This window comes from Streptococcus parasanguinis (genome assembly GCF_016648925.1).
In the GTDB taxonomy this organism is placed as follows: Bacteria; Bacillota; Bacilli; order Lactobacillales; family Streptococcaceae; genus Streptococcus.
Genome location: NZ_JACLQX010000016.1, coordinates 39446 through 53489 on the forward strand (window position 1 = coordinate 39446; position 14044 = coordinate 53489).

Annotated in this window: 11 protein-coding genes; 3 read left to right on the forward strand and 8 right to left on the reverse strand. The window is 42.9% G+C overall.

Annotation, left to right across the window (positions count from 1 at the left end; genetic code table 11):
- Positions 1 to 13: 13 nt before the first annotated feature.
- A complete protein-coding gene (gene queG, locus H7T97_RS06890) occupies positions 14 to 1153 on the forward strand; it encodes a tRNA epoxyqueuosine(34) reductase QueG (protein WP_201089872.1) in 1140 nt (379 codons plus the stop codon).
- A 299-nt stretch (positions 1154 to 1452) separates the two neighbouring features.
- Here queG and H7T97_RS06895 read toward each other — a convergent pair whose 3' ends face one another.
- From H7T97_RS06895 to H7T97_RS06930, 8 genes are all read right to left on the reverse strand, one after another.
- Positions 1453 to 2079 carry a GNAT family N-acetyltransferase gene (locus H7T97_RS06895; RefSeq protein WP_201089874.1) on the reverse strand — a complete coding sequence of 209 codons (627 nt, stop codon included), beginning with the start codon at positions 2077 to 2079 and terminating at the stop codon, positions 1453 to 1455.
- Positions 2080 to 2162: 83 nt separating this feature from the next.
- Entirely contained in the window at positions 2163 to 2678 is a 516-nt protein-coding gene (locus H7T97_RS06900) for a phosphatase PAP2 family protein (protein WP_049506491.1), read from the reverse strand.
- Positions 2679 to 3389: 711 nt separating this feature from the next.
- Complete coding sequence (locus H7T97_RS06905; protein WP_070662686.1) at positions 3390 to 5150, reverse strand: ABC transporter ATP-binding protein; 1761 nt, start codon at positions 5148 to 5150, stop codon at positions 3390 to 3392.
- Entirely contained in the window at positions 5143 to 6945 is a 1803-nt protein-coding gene (locus H7T97_RS06910) for an ABC transporter ATP-binding protein (RefSeq protein WP_201089875.1), read from the reverse strand. Before H7T97_RS06910 ends, H7T97_RS06905 begins: the two co-directional genes overlap by 8 nt.
- Entirely contained in the window at positions 6942 to 7388 is a 447-nt protein-coding gene (locus H7T97_RS06915) for a MarR family winged helix-turn-helix transcriptional regulator (protein WP_201089877.1), read from the reverse strand. Before H7T97_RS06915 ends, H7T97_RS06910 begins: the two co-directional genes overlap by 4 nt.
- Positions 7389 to 7522: 134 nt before the next feature.
- On the reverse strand, positions 7523 to 7933 hold the full coding sequence (locus tag H7T97_RS06920) for a peptide deformylase (RefSeq protein ID WP_201089879.1): 411 nt from the start codon (positions 7931 to 7933) through the stop codon (positions 7523 to 7525).
- 247 nt (positions 7934 to 8180) lie between these two features.
- On the reverse strand, positions 8181 to 9080 hold the full coding sequence (scrK, locus tag H7T97_RS06925; protein ID WP_003016958.1) for a fructokinase ScrK: 900 nt from the start codon (positions 9078 to 9080) through the stop codon (positions 8181 to 8183).
- A gap of 158 nt (positions 9081 to 9238) precedes the next feature.
- Positions 9239 to 11182: a sucrose-specific PTS transporter subunit IIBC gene (locus tag H7T97_RS06930; RefSeq protein WP_201089881.1), complete on the reverse strand. Its 1944-nt coding sequence runs from the start codon at positions 11180 to 11182 to the stop codon at positions 9239 to 9241.
- Positions 11183 to 11557: 375 nt separating this feature from the next.
- Here H7T97_RS06930 and H7T97_RS06935 point away from each other — a divergent pair, with 375 nt between their 5' ends.
- Positions 11558 to 13012: a sucrose-6-phosphate hydrolase gene (locus H7T97_RS06935; protein WP_201089883.1), complete on the forward strand. Its 1455-nt coding sequence runs from the start codon at positions 11558 to 11560 to the stop codon at positions 13010 to 13012.
- Positions 12993 to 13958 carry a LacI family DNA-binding transcriptional regulator gene (locus tag H7T97_RS06940; RefSeq protein WP_024055083.1) on the forward strand — a complete coding sequence of 322 codons (966 nt, stop codon included), beginning with the start codon at positions 12993 to 12995 and terminating at the stop codon, positions 13956 to 13958. The genes H7T97_RS06935 and H7T97_RS06940 overlap by 20 nt, the downstream gene beginning before the upstream one ends.
- The last annotated feature ends 86 nt before the right edge of the window (positions 13959 to 14044 follow it).

Genomic DNA, 14044 nt, shown 5'->3' on the forward strand with positions numbered 1-14044 from the left:
TATAATGAAAGGGATGACACTAAAAGAAAACATTATCCAACTGGCGCATTCTATTGGGATATCAAAAATTGGATTTACAACTGCTGATGACTTCGCTTATTTGGAAAAATCGCTCCGCTTGGCCGTTGAGGAAGGACGGAATTCTGGATTCGAGCATAAGAATATTGAAGAGCGCATCCACCCCAAATTAAGTCTCTCCTCTGCCAAGACCATCATCTCAATCGCTGTCGCCTACCCCCACAAACTCAAGCAGCAACCTCAAAAAACAGCTTATAAAAGAGGAAAATTCACGCCCAACAGCTGGGGGTTAGACTACCATTATGTTCTTCAAGACAAGCTCAACCGCTTAGCTGCTGGGATTGAAGAAATGACGCAAGATTTTGAATACAAGGGCATGGTCGATACTGGAGCACTGGTTGATACAGCCGTCGCCCAACGAGCAGGGATTGGCTTTATCGGGAAAAATGGCTTGGTCATTTCAAAAGAATACGGTTCTTACATGTTTCTGGGGGAATTGATTACCAACCTCGAAATCGAACCAGATCAGCCAGTCGACTATGGTTGTGGAGACTGTCGACGTTGTTTAGATGCATGTCCAACCTCCTGTTTAATCGGGGATGGCTCTATGAATGCCAGACGCTGTCTGTCCTTCCAAACCCAAGACAAGGGCATGATGGACCTAGAATTTCGCAAGAAAATTAAAACGGTCATCTATGGATGTGATATCTGTCAGATTAGTTGTCCTTATAACAAAGGGCTAGATAATCCCTTGGCAACAGAAATCGATCCTGATCTGGCTCATCCAGAGTTGATTCCTTTTATCGAGCTGTCCAACGGACAATTTAAGGAAAAATTCGGACATGTTGCTGGAAGTTGGCGAGGCAAGAACATCCTCCAGCGCAATGCCATCATTGCATTAGCCAATGCCAATGACCGCTCGGCCATCCCTAAGCTCCTGAACATCATCGAAACTTCACAAAATCAGATTCATATTGCAACGGCTATCTGGTCCTTAGGGCAACTGCTTCGTGAAGTCACGCCGGACCTTGTTGAGCTCTTACGGAATATCAAACATCCGACCGATGCTATCATAGAAGAACGAACTGCTTTCTTTGAAAAATTCGGTGTTCAAGCAGATTCACAGCTACAATGAAAAAAACACTAAGGTTGTATCCTTAGTGTGAGGGTGTATACAAATTGCTATTTTATACAAATCTATTAACTTCTATAAAAATAAAAAAATTTATTCGTTAGAATTATTCAATCATCAACTGAAACTTTCCGACGTGAGAAAAGCTCTTGAAACTTAATAGTTTCAAGAGCTCGGGAGTTTTGAGAACTTAGGCTCAAAACTAAGTCATGGAACTTCTTCGAAGTTCGCTGACGTCCGTACTCACCTAAGGAAAGTTTCTAAAATGACTTTGTCATCAATCTGACACTAAGGTTGTAACCTTAGTGTTTTTTTAGTTCCTTCAAGAAATACCAACTACCCATCTCTACTTGGTTAAAGCTAATCTCACTTGAATAGACTTCCTTGTAGCCATTTTTGGTATAAAAATAGACATTTCCTTTGGTATTGGTATAAAAGGCTAGTTTTTCCCCTTTGATCCCTTCCAAGAAAGGCTCAATTCCTTCTGTCATAAAGCGACTGCCATAGCCCTGCCGTTGGTGTTTAGGGGCGACTGCGAGAAGCATCAAATACCAATCAAAGTCTACATTTTGCTCCAATTCCTTATCCGTGTCCTCCATAAATTTAAAGTAGGCCAACATATTCTTCAAGGAAATAAACTTGAGCAAACCGAATCCCCCATTTAAGAGATAGGCCCGAAAAGGAATCGGTCCCTTTTGCAACAAGGCAACTGCATAAATTTCATCATTTTTTTCTGCCACAAGGCAAATATGGTGCTTAAGAAAAACCTTTACCAGGATGCGCATCATTGCCTCAACAAAGGCTGGGTATTGCTTGGGATCCCGAACCAAATCCTTGATAACTTTTAAAAATAGATAGTCCTCAAAGGCTGTACTGGCTACTCGAACCACCTGATCCAGATCTGCTTTTTCTGCTTTTCTGTACTTCATCTTCTCTCCTATTCTAAGTCCACTTTCCAGTATACACTATGATACGCTGTTAGACAAAGGTCAATTTTCAGCAATTTGTTCATTCAAGCCAGCAAAAAGAGTCCTCCCCAGACGAGTCCCAGCCCCCAAGCGACGAGGACATCCTTGGGATAATGAACCCCTCCAAGAACTCGAACAAGGGCTAATAGAAGAGATAGGAGCATGGAGCACATTCCTAGCGGAAGAGACAACTGACAGACACACATGGAGATAATGGTCGCCGAAAAAACATGTCGGCTAGGAAAGGAATGACCGGATGAATTTTTTTCTAATAAGGGTTGAATCTCCCATTTTTCATAAGGTCTCGGAACATTGACCCAATGACGAAAGAGGCTAAACAAGACAAAGCCCGAAGCTGGAATCCAGATAAAAGGCCAGATGCCTCCCATTGAAGTTTTCTTTAAAAATAGCCAACAAAAGACCAGGCCGTAGATGCCTGGCATGGCGAACGTCAGGATTCGATTCGTCCTTTGAAGGACCTGCACACGATGTGGCTTTCTCGTAAAAGGCAGGGTTAGCCAACGATAAAATTTCGGATAATCTTGAAGATTGGGCTTCATGTTGGCACTCCTGTCTATCATCTCATTTTTGTACTACTAGTATACGCGATCCTAAGAAAGCCTGTCAAGCCAGGCTTCTTTTTTATCTTTTCTTCCTTCTTTTTCACATGATTTAGCACTAAAATCTGATGATTTATCATTTTCCTGTCTCCAAGAAACGTCTTTTCCATTACTATTATCGATAAAAAAATGAGGCTGGGACAAAAGTCCTAGCCTCTAAATTGTCTTTGGATTATCGAGCAAGACGCAGTGGTTGAGTGGGCTCTACTACGCTGATTTCATCAGCTTTTACAGCCCTACTCAACTGTGCGGAGGTGTGACGACGAAATCGAATTCTAACGAATTACCGATTTCTGTCCCACTCTCATTTTTTCACTTTGTATGTTACGCCCTTTGTATCTTGTTGGAATTGCGACAGGACGAAGGTGGATCGATACCATCCACCTGAGGAGTTAGTGAGTCGTGTCGGCAAGGCACCATTGTGCTTGCCATTACACGAATTGAACACGCCCTAAATGCTGGGTGAAAAACGCTAACTATACTAGCACTAACCTCCAGACACAGTAGCTGATTGGATTCTTCTCTCGCCCATCAGCTCGGAAGAATCCTAATCAGCCTTGTGGGGGTAGGACGACGAATCGTCCACAATCGCATAGCTTCTGTCCTACTCCCTATTTTGACTGTATCCGCTACGCCCTTTGTATCTTGTTGTTACGCTACTTCTTCTGTGAATTGGCTATTATAGAGATCAGCATAGAAGCCATTTTGGCTCATGAGTTCTTGGTGGTTGCCTTGCTCGATAATATTTCCATCTTTCATCACGAGAATCAGATCCGCATTACGGATAGTGGACAAGCGATGGGCAATGACAAAGGAAGTTCGGCCTTCCATGAGTTTGTCCATGGCTTTTTGAATCAACTCTTCTGTTCGGGTATCGACAGATGAGGTTGCTTCATCCAAGATAAGAAGCGGGGCATCCTTCAAGAGGGCACGCGCAATGGTCAAGAGTTGCTTTTGACCAACGGACAAGGTCACTGAATCATCTAATACAGTATCATAGCCATTCGGCAAGGTCCGAATAAAGTGATGGACCCCAACCGCTCGGGTTGCTGCTTCGACTGCTTCATCTGAAATATCGGTTTGATTAAAGACTAAGTTTTCCCGAATGGTCCCTTCAAAGAGCCAGGTATCTTGCAAGACCATCGAAAAAGCATCATGAACTTCTTCGCGACTCATGGCCTTAGTATCCACACCATCGATGGTAATTTTACCAGCTTGAATGTCGTAAAAACGCATCAAGAGATTGACCATGGTGGTCTTACCAGCACCTGTTGGACCAACAATAGCGACCTTTTGTCCTGGCTTCGCTTCAGCTGTAAAGTCATGGATAATAGTCTTATCTGGTGAATAGCCAAAACGAACATGCTCAAATTTGACATGACCTTTTGTTGTTTCCAATTGACGTGTTTTTTGGGATTCGTCTTCCATTTCTTCTTCGTCTAAGAATTCAAAGACACGCCTCATAGCAGCACTAGCTGATTGCAATTGGGTAATTCCTTGGGCCATTTGACCAATTGGTTGGGTAAAGATGCGGACATAGGTCATAAAGGCCACAATGGTCCCGATGGTAATATCCCCATTAATGGTGAGGGCAGCCCCTACGATACAGACCATGACATAACCAAAATTCCCTACAAACTGCATCAAGGGCATCATAATCCCAGAGAAGAATTGGGATTTCCACATGCTTTGATACAAATCTTGATTGATGGCATCAAAATGATCTTTGGCTTGATGACGGCCATTGTAGGAAATAACAACATTATGTCCACTATAGATTTCTTCAACATAGCCTGAAACTTTGGCAAGATTATCTTGTTGCTGTTTAAACAAAGGCTGACTCTTGACCATAATGATGCTGGAAAGAGCAAAGCCGGCAAAGACGGATACAATCGCTGTGACAGCTAAGTGCCAGTCCGTCTTAAACATCATAAAGATAGATCCAATCAACAAGACGATAGAGGAGACCATTTGAACCAAACTTTGGTTAAAGGATTGGGTCATCAAATCCACGTCATTGGTCACACGAGACAAGGTATCTCCTTGTTCATGGCTATCAAAATATTGGAGAGGTACACGATTGATCTTTTCAGCGATGGCATTTCGCAAGCGTTCTGCGAAGCGCTGAATCATTGTTGAGATAATGAAACTACTGCTGTAGGACACCAGTGCTCCAACTCCATAAAGGATGGCTAAGGTCAGGGCAATCGAAGTGATTTTGTCAATATCAATGGCGCCTCCCATCCCTTTTGTGATGGTATCCGTGATTTCTTTTAACTTATCCGGTCCAATAACCGTGATAATACTCGATACGATTGAAAAGAGGATAGCAACTAGGAAAAATAGGTGGAAGCCCTTCAAATAGGGAGAAAGTTGTCTCCAAAGGGACGAATCTTGTTTTGTTTTATGCATGTTCCAACTCCTCCTTAGACAATTGTGAATAGGCAATTTCTTGATAGACTTCATTGGTCGCAAGCAATTCTTTGTGGGTGCCTTGACCGACGACCTTCCCTTGATCCAAAACCAAAATCAAATCTGCATCCATAATGGTCGAAATGCGTTGGGCAACGATCAATTTGGTCGTATCTGCCAGCTCTTCTTTCAGAGCTTGGCGCAAGATACGATCCGTTTTGTAATCTAGGGCTGAGAAGGAATCATCAAAGATGAGGATCTCGGGCTTGCGTGCCAGGGCACGCGCAATGGCCAAACGTTGACGTTGACCTCCAGAGAAGTTGCTTCCTCCTTGCGCTACTTCTGTATCCAAGCCCTTCTCTTTTGTGGCAACAAACTCTTTGGCTTGGGCCAATTCAAGAGCTTTCCAGATGGCTTCATCCTCTAATTTTCCTTGGCTACTTTCTCCAAATTCCATATTGGAGCGAATCGTGCCACTAAAGAGCACTGCTTTTTGGGGAATGTAGCCGACTTTATTGTTCAATTCTTGGTGGCTATAGTCCTTGACATTGACGCCATCCACTAAGATCTTTCCTTCTGTCGCATCGTAAAAACGTGGAATTAAGTTGACCAAAGTGGATTTACCAGAACCAGTCGACCCGATGAAGGCAACGGTTTGTCCCTTTTGGGCTGAGAAGGTCACGTGCTCAATCACAGCACGAGAAGTCCGTCCATATCTAAAGGAAACATCTTGAAATTCTACTGTACCTGCTTGGTCTGATTTTTCTTTTGACTCACTTGGGAAGGCTACAGACGGTTCTAGAGCCAAGACCTGATTAATCCGTTTTGCGGATACCAAGGCACGAGGAAGAATAATCAAGATGGCCACCATCATCATAAAGCCAACGACAACCTGCATAGCGTAAGAAGAGAAGGTGATCATATCTGAGAAGACCTTGGTCCGATCCGCTAAGGCAGAACTCACCGCAAGCTTTGTAGGATTTGTTGGCATGGTGATATCATTGATCAAGTGCGCCCCAATCCAGTAGATAGCAAGGGTCAACCCACTTGATACCACTGTCATGACAGGGTTCATCAGAGACATCAAACGATAAACAAAGAGATTTAGACGGGTTAGGCCCTTGTTTTCAGCCTGGAATTTTTCATTTTGATACGCTTCCGCATTGTAGGCGCGAACGACCCGCACCCCAGTCAAACTCTCCCGTGTCGTCGCATTCAAGGCGTCGGTCAAACCTTGAACCTTTTGCTGGCGCGGAAAGGCAATCAGAACCAGAACAGAGAGCAGAATCAAGACCATCAAGACCGCAATCCCAACAGACGTTGTCCAGGCACTGCTCTTGCCCCAAATCTTAGTCAAAGCCCAAATCGCCATAATAGGCCCACGCGTCACGACCTGCATGCCCATGACAATCATGATTTGTAACTGGGTCAAATCATTGGTTGTACGAGTTAAGAGAGAGGGAACGGAGAATTTCTTGATCTCTGCATCAGAGTAATCCATCACCTGGTGGAAAATCTCTCCTCGAAGCCGCGTCGTAAAGCTGGCAGCGACTCGTGAAGCCAAAAAGCCCACAAGAACTGCCATCAAAAAGCTTCCAAAAGAGAAGAGCAACATCTTACTCCCTGGCTCCATGATATCAGAAACCTTGGTCCCCTCCTTAGCCAAGAGGGTCGTGATATCGGATAAGTATTCAGGAGTCTTTAAATCCATCCAAACTGCCAGACAGATAAAGACCGTACTAAGGGCAATCATGCCCCATTCTTTGGCGGTTAAGCGCCGAAATATATTGATCATTCCTCGCTCCTTTTTTTCATATTCTCATAAAATTGCTGCATAACCTTGAAAAAGATAGCCAATTCATCTTCTGATACACCCGCTACTAGACTCCGTTCTACCTCTTCAAAGAATTGCTTCATGTCATTCAAATTGGCTTTCACACTGTCTGTTAGGTAGACATACTTGGCCCGTTTATCGGTCGGACTAGGCTCTAAATAAATAAAGCCATTTTTCTCCATTCGCTTGATCAGATTACTGGTCACGGATTTTGTGATATGAAGTTCCTGTTCAACATCCCGAATCAAGGTCACTTTTCCTTCTTTTTCACGATGGGATAAAAAGATCAATACCTGACCTTGTGGTCCTGCGCTAAATTCAAAACCACGCTTTTTGGCCTCTCTTTCTACCATGAGATGAATGAGATGACCGATTTTTTTAAATTCTTGTAAAGGCTTTTCCATCATTCCTCCAAATAGTTCTCTTAGGAACTTTAAAGTTATTATGAGAACTATTTTAGCACAAAAAAGATCCCTGTCAAGAAAAAAGTTTCTATAGGAACTAAAAAATGGAGTCGAATAGACTCCATTCATGACTTTTAGATAATAATGCCTTCCAGATGATCCATTTCATGCTGACAGATCTGGGCTGGAAAACCTGACAAACGAATCGTTTTTGCTTTCCAATTCACATCTCGATAGGCCACTGTCATCTCCTCATAACGAGTTGTTGGGCGACTCCCTACCAAGGACAAGCATCCTTCCTCTGTTTGGTAAGGCTTTTTCTTTTCAAGGAGAACAGGATTAAACAGGACCAAATTTTCACTTCCCATTCGAATGATAATCGCCCGTTTTTTCACCCCGATCATATTAGCCGCTAAACCGACACACTCAAGGAGATGAGCATTTAAGGTGTCCTGCAAATCCAAAGCCAAGGTGCGATCCTCAGGTGTCGCTTCTTCTGACTTTTGACCCAAGAATAAGACATCTTTTACAATATTCTTTTTCATTCCTTCCTCACTTCTTGATAGATAGACGAAAGAAGAGAGTGGGACAGAAATCGATAATTCGTTAGAACTCGATTCCGTCGTCCCACCTCCGCACAGTTGAGTAGGGCTGTATAAGCTGATGAAATCAGCGTAGTAGAGCCCACTCAACCACTGCGTCTTGCTCGACAATCCAAAAACAATTGAGAGGCTAGGACTTTTGTCCCAGCCTCCTCGCTCTTGTTTCTAACCTCTAAGAGACAATTACTTCTTATTTTTTAAGCTTCTCGCTCACTTCTTTTGCAAGGACAAAGTTCCCCAAGGTCGCTGAACCATTGCCAGCAACTGCAGGTGTCACAATATAATCTCTCACATCAGGTACAGGGAGGTAACCGTTCAAGAGGGCAGTAAATTTCGTGCGAACACGATCTAACATATGTTGTTGAGCCATGACTCCACCTCCAAAGACAATGACGTCTGGGCGGAAGGTAACTGTCGCATTCACTGCTGCTTGTGCGATGTAGTAGGCTTGAATATCCCATACATTGCTGTTGAGTTCAATGTTTTCCCCACGAATACCTGTACGAGCTTCAAGACTTGGACCAGCCGCAAAACCTTCCAAACAGCCATTGTGGAAAGGACAAACGCCCTTGAATTCTTTTTCCACATCCATTGGGTGTTGAGCCACATAGTAGTGTCCCATTTCTGGGTGTCCAGCTCCCCCGATAAACTCGCCACGTTGGATGACACCAGCTCCGATTCCTGTTCCGATTGTATAGTAAACCAAGTTTTCGATATGACCACCCGCGTTATTGCGTGCGACCACTTCTCCATAGGCAGAGCTATTCACATCTGTCGTGAAATAGATAGGTACATTCAAGGCACGACGGAAAGCCCCAACGATATCTACATTAGCCCAATTTGGTTTTGGAGTCGTTGTGATAAAACCATAAGTGTTTGAATTTGGATCGATATCAATTGGTCCAAATGAACCAATCGCAAGCCCAACTAGATCCTCAAATTTTGAGAAAAATTCAATACACTTATCAATCGTCTCAATTGGCTTGGTTGTTGGAAATTGTACTTTTTCCACAACATTATAGTTTTCATCACCAACCGCACAAACAAATTTTGTACCGCCAGCTTCCAAACTTCCGTATAATTTTGTCATGTTGGCTCCTTTTTTATTATGAAAAATATCCTGTATTTATTATAGCATATTTTGTAGTCAATCTTTTTCTCTTCTCTAAAGAAAAAACACACTTTTTTGAGAAATAAAATTCAAGGACTGGAGATAATAGACCAGTCCTTGAGAACTTATTGTTTCGATTAAGCTTTGACTTCGATGATTGCATCACCCTTCGCAACAGATCCAGTTGCAACAGGTGTGACAGAAGCAAAGTCAGCTGTGTTAGTGACAATCACCATGGTTGTGTCTTCAAGACCAGCTGCGGCAATTTTCGCTGCATCAAATGTACCAAGGACATCACCAGCTTTCACTTTATCGCCTTGAGCTACTTTTTGATCAAATCCTTCACCGTTCATTGATACTGTATCAATCCCAACGTGGATCAAGATTTCAGCACCATTAGCTGTTTTCAAACCGTAAGCGTGACCCGTTGCGAAAGCAATGGTTACTTCAGCATCAGCTGGTGCATAGACAACGCCTTCAGTTGGTTTGATGGCAATTCCTTGTCCCATCGCTCCACTTGAGAAGACAGGATCATTCACATCAGCAAGTGCTACTGTACTACCAACGATAGGAGTTACAATCACTTCATCCGCAAGTGTTGCTTCAACTTCTTCAGAAGCAGCTGCTACTTCTTTGGCTTCTGCTTTTTCAGAAGTTTCTGCTGCTGCTACATTTCCTTCAGCCGCAAATACAGCTGCTGCTTTTGTCTTACCATAGAAGTAAGTCAATGCAAAGGCTACCGCAAAGGCAATCACTTCACACAAGAGGTAGAATGGGATAGATGTTGCATTGATTGAAAGGAATCCAAGGAAACCTGCTGATCCAAGTGAAACAGCAACTACTTGGAGAAGACCCGCAAAGAGGGCACCCACAGCTGAACCGATAAGGGCACAGAAGAATGGGAATTTGTATTTCAAGTTAACCCCGAAGAGGGCTGGTTCTGTAATACCAAGAAGGGCTGACACACCTGCAGAAGATGCAAGACCTTTGGTTTTTTCGCTCTTCGTCAAGAACAAGATGGCAAAAGTTGCAGCACCTTGCGCTACGTTGGCCATTGATGCAACAACGAAGATGAAATCTCCATGTCCCGCACCTTTTTGCCAAGCTGAAAGTAATTGTGTTTCAATGGCTGGGAATGATTGGTGAAGACCTGTCATAACGATCAATGAGTAAGTTCCACCAAAGACTGTCATACCGATAAAGCTTGTTGTGTTATACAACCATACAATAGCGTCTGTGATTCCGTTTGACACCAAAAGCATCACTGGACCAACCACTGTAAAGGTAAGGAATCCAGTAATCATCACAGAAAGCAATGGAGTAAAAGTAAAGTCAACAGCTGATGGCAATTTCTTGTGGAAGAATTTTTCCAAATGTGCCAAGATCCAGATCGCTGCTAAGACAGGAATAACTTGGTAGGCATAGTTTGTTTGTGCTACATTGTAGCCAAAGATATCCCAGAATTTAGTAGCCCCACCAAGATCTGGTGTGGTCATGATCATACCGATCGCAGCACCCAAGAAGATGTTTGCTCCAAAGCGTTTGGCTGCAGAAATACCAACCAAAATTGGCAAGAACATAAATGGTGCAGCTGACATCAATTGGATCATGGCTGAAAGACCCTTGATAGCTGGGTACATTTCTTCCAATGATTTAGGTCCAAACAAACCAGCTGAAGTCAAGAAGTTCCGAAGGGCCATCAAGAGACCACCTGCAACCAAGGCAGGAATGATTGGAACGAAGATATCAGACAAGAGTTTAATCAAGGCCATCAATGGGTTGAATTTCTTATCTTTTGCAGCGATTTGTTTCAAATCATCTGTTGATACTTCTTTCAATCCAGTCGCTTTAATCAGCTCTTCATAAACAAAGTTTACATCTCCAGGTCCGATGATCACTTGGTATTGACCATCTGATTTGAAGGTTCCTTTGACATCAGCATTGTTATCAAGTGCAGCTTGATCAACTTTGCTATCGTCTTTCAATACCAAACGTAGACGTGTCGCACAGTGTGCTGCCGCAACAAGGTTATCTTTACCGACTGCTTCGATAACCTCTTTGGCTACTTTATTGTAATCCATAAAGTAAATCTCCTTATTTTTTGTAATGTAAACGGTTAAATCGTTTCTACGTTTTTAATTGTACCACGTATTGAAAATATGTCAAGCGTTTTACAGGATTTTTTTGAAACTTTTTTGGACTTTTTGACACCTTTTGACAGCATGAAATTATTTTCATTTTAAAACAGACCTATAATACGCTTTTTAGCGCTTTGATTCAGTCTTTTGTTTTCATTTTCTTTCATTTTTTCATGGATTTTCAACTTCTCCTCTTTTCTCCAAGGCACAAAATAGATGTCAAGCGTTTGACATTTTTTGCCATTTTTTTCATTTATCGCTTGCATTTTTAATAGGAAATCGTTACTATGGAAGTAAGAAAAAATTCGGAGGAATAAAATGGAATGGACAACTGAACGTCGTTACAGACGTTACGAAGACTGGACAAAAGAGGAAAAGCAAGCCATCCAAGATCATATGGCCAAATCTCCTTGGCATACACACTATCATGTTGAGCCAAAAGCTGGTCTCTTAAATGATCCTAACGGTTTTTCCTACTTTGATGGAAAATGGATCTTGTTTTACCAAAATTTCCCATTTGGTGCAGCCCATGGGTTAAAATCATGGGTACAAACAGAAAGTGAAGACTTGGTTCATTTCAAAGAAACTGGTGTAACGCTTCTTCCAGACACAGATCTGGATAGCCATGGAGCTTATTCCGGATCAGCCATGCAGTTTGGTGACAAACTATTCTTATTCTACACCGGAAATGTTCGTGATGCAGAATGGGTTCGTCATCCTTACCAAGTCGGTGCTTTGATGGATAAAGACGGCAAGATTGAAAAAATTGACAAAATCTTGATTGATCAACCGGCTGACTCTACGGATCACTTTCGTGACCCACAGATTTTTAATTTCAAAGGTCAATTCTACGCTATCGTTGGTGGTCAAGACCTTGAGAAGAAAGGATTCATCCGTCTCTATAAGGCTGTAGATAATGACTATTCCAACTGGGTTACAGTCGGTGACTTGGATTTTGCAAACGATCGGACAGCTTATATGATGGAATGTCCCAACCTAGTCTTTGTTGGAGATCAACCCGTTCTCCTCTACTGTCCTCAAGGCTTAGATAAATCGGTCCTCGATTATGACAATATCTATCCAAATATGTACAAGATCGGGGCAAGCTTTGACCCAGAAAAGGCCAAAATGGTTGATGTATCCGAATTGCATAATCTCGACTATGGTTTTGAAGCCTATGCGACTCAAGGATTTAATGCACCCGATGGACGCGCCTATGCTGTTAGCTGGCTAGGTCTTCCTGATGTTTCTTATCCAACAGATTCCTATGACTACCAAGGAGCTCTCTCACTGGTCAAAGAATTAACCATCAAAGACGGCAAGCTCTACCAATACCCAGTTGAAGCGATCAAAGACTTGCGCGCTGAGTGTGAGGCATTTGCCAACAAGGCACAAACCAAGAACTGCTATGAATTGGAATTGCAGTTTGAAAAAGATAGCCAAAACGAAATCGTCCTCTTTGCAGATGCAGAAGGAAAGGGCTTAGCTCTCTCATTCGATCTCTCTAAGGGATTAGTCACAGTCGATCGTAGCCAGGCAGGTGAGCAATATGCCCAAGAATTCGGTACGAGCCGTAGCTGCCCAATCGCTAACCAAGCCACAACCGCTAATATTTTCATTGACAATTCAATTTTTGAAATCTTTATCAATAAAGGAGAAAAAGTATTTTCTGGTCGGGTCTACCCACATGCGGATCAAAATGGAATCTTGATCAAGTCTGGAACCCCTACTGGAACATACTACGAACTTGATTATGGTCGCAAAGCTAACTGATGTCGCTAAACTCGCCGGTGTCAGCCCTACTACTGTCTCACGGGTTATCAATAAAAAGGGATACCTGTCTGAAAAAACGATCCAAAAAGTCCAAGAAGCCATGCGAGAATTGGGCTATAAACCTAACAATGTTGCTCGTAGCCTCCAAGGAAAATCAGCCAAGTTAGTCGGCTTGATCTTTCCCAACATCAGCAATGTTTTCTATGCTGAATTAATCGACAAACTAGAGCACCAACTCTTCAAACACGGCTATAAAACCATCATCTGCAATAGTGAACACGACTCCGAAAAAGAGCGCGAATATATTGAGATGTTGGAGGCTAACCAGGTAGATGGCATCATTTCAGGAAGTCATAATTTGGGCATTGAAGATTACAACCGGGTAACTGCTCCTATCATTGCTTTTGACCGCAACCTCTCCCCAGAAATTCCGGTTGTCTCTTCAGACAACTACGCTGGCGGGGTGCTTGCAGCAGAAACTTTAGTAAAAACCGGAGCCCGAAAGATTATCATGATCACAGGGAATGACAACTCCAACTCCCCAACAGGCTTGCGTCATGCGGGGTTTGCATCGGTTCTACCTGAGTCCATGATCATTAATGTTTCCAGTGATTTCTCCCCTATTCGCAAAGAAATGGAAATCAAACAGATTTTAACCCACCACAAACCAGATGCCATTTTCGCCTCCGATGATTTGACGGCGATCTTGATCATGAAAGTCGCTAGAGAATTAGATATTCAGATTCCCCAGGATTTGAAAGTGATTGGTTATGATGGAACCCAGTTCATTGAGACCTATACACCTGAACTGACAACCATCCAACAACCCCTCGAAGACATTGCTATCCTCATGGTAGATCTTTTACTCCAAAAGATCGAAGGAAAAAAAGTAGCGACTACCGGTTATTTCTTGCCCGTTAGTCTCCACTCTGGAAAAAGTGTCTAAAACAACGATGCTGGGACAAAAGTCCTAGCCTCTCAATTATTTTTGGATTGTCGAGCAAGACGCAGTGGTTGAGTGGGCTCTACTAC

Bases quoted from the DNA above. Each gene is read 5' to 3' on its own strand.
- queG (WP_201089872.1), top strand. From the start codon at position 14: ATGACACTAAAAGAAAACATTATCCAACTGGCGCATTCTATTGGGATA.
- H7T97_RS06895 (WP_201089874.1), bottom strand. From the start codon at position 2,079: ATGAAGTACAGAAAAGCAGAAAAAGCAGATCTGGATCAGGTGGTTCGA.
- H7T97_RS06900 (WP_049506491.1), bottom strand. From the start codon at position 2,678: ATGAAGCCCAATCTTCAAGATTATCCGAAATTTTATCGTTGGCTAACC.
- H7T97_RS06905 (WP_070662686.1), bottom strand. From the start codon at position 5,150: ATGCATAAAACAAAACAAGATTCGTCCCTTTGGAGACAACTTTCTCCC.
- H7T97_RS06910 (WP_201089875.1), bottom strand. From the start codon at position 6,945: ATGATCAATATATTTCGGCGCTTAACCGCCAAAGAATGGGGCATGATT.
- H7T97_RS06915 (WP_201089877.1), bottom strand. From the start codon at position 7,388: ATGGAAAAGCCTTTACAAGAATTTAAAAAAATCGGTCATCTCATTCAT.
- H7T97_RS06920 (WP_201089879.1), bottom strand. From the start codon at position 7,933: ATGAAAAAGAATATTGTAAAAGATGTCTTATTCTTGGGTCAAAAGTCA.
- scrK (WP_003016958.1), bottom strand. From the start codon at position 9,080: ATGACAAAATTATACGGAAGTTTGGAAGCTGGCGGTACAAAATTTGTT.
- H7T97_RS06930 (WP_201089881.1), bottom strand. From the start codon at position 11,182: ATGGATTACAATAAAGTAGCCAAAGAGGTTATCGAAGCAGTCGGTAAA.
- H7T97_RS06935 (WP_201089883.1), top strand. From the start codon at position 11,558: ATGGAATGGACAACTGAACGTCGTTACAGACGTTACGAAGACTGGACA.
- H7T97_RS06940 (WP_024055083.1), top strand. From the start codon at position 12,993: ATGGTCGCAAAGCTAACTGATGTCGCTAAACTCGCCGGTGTCAGCCCT.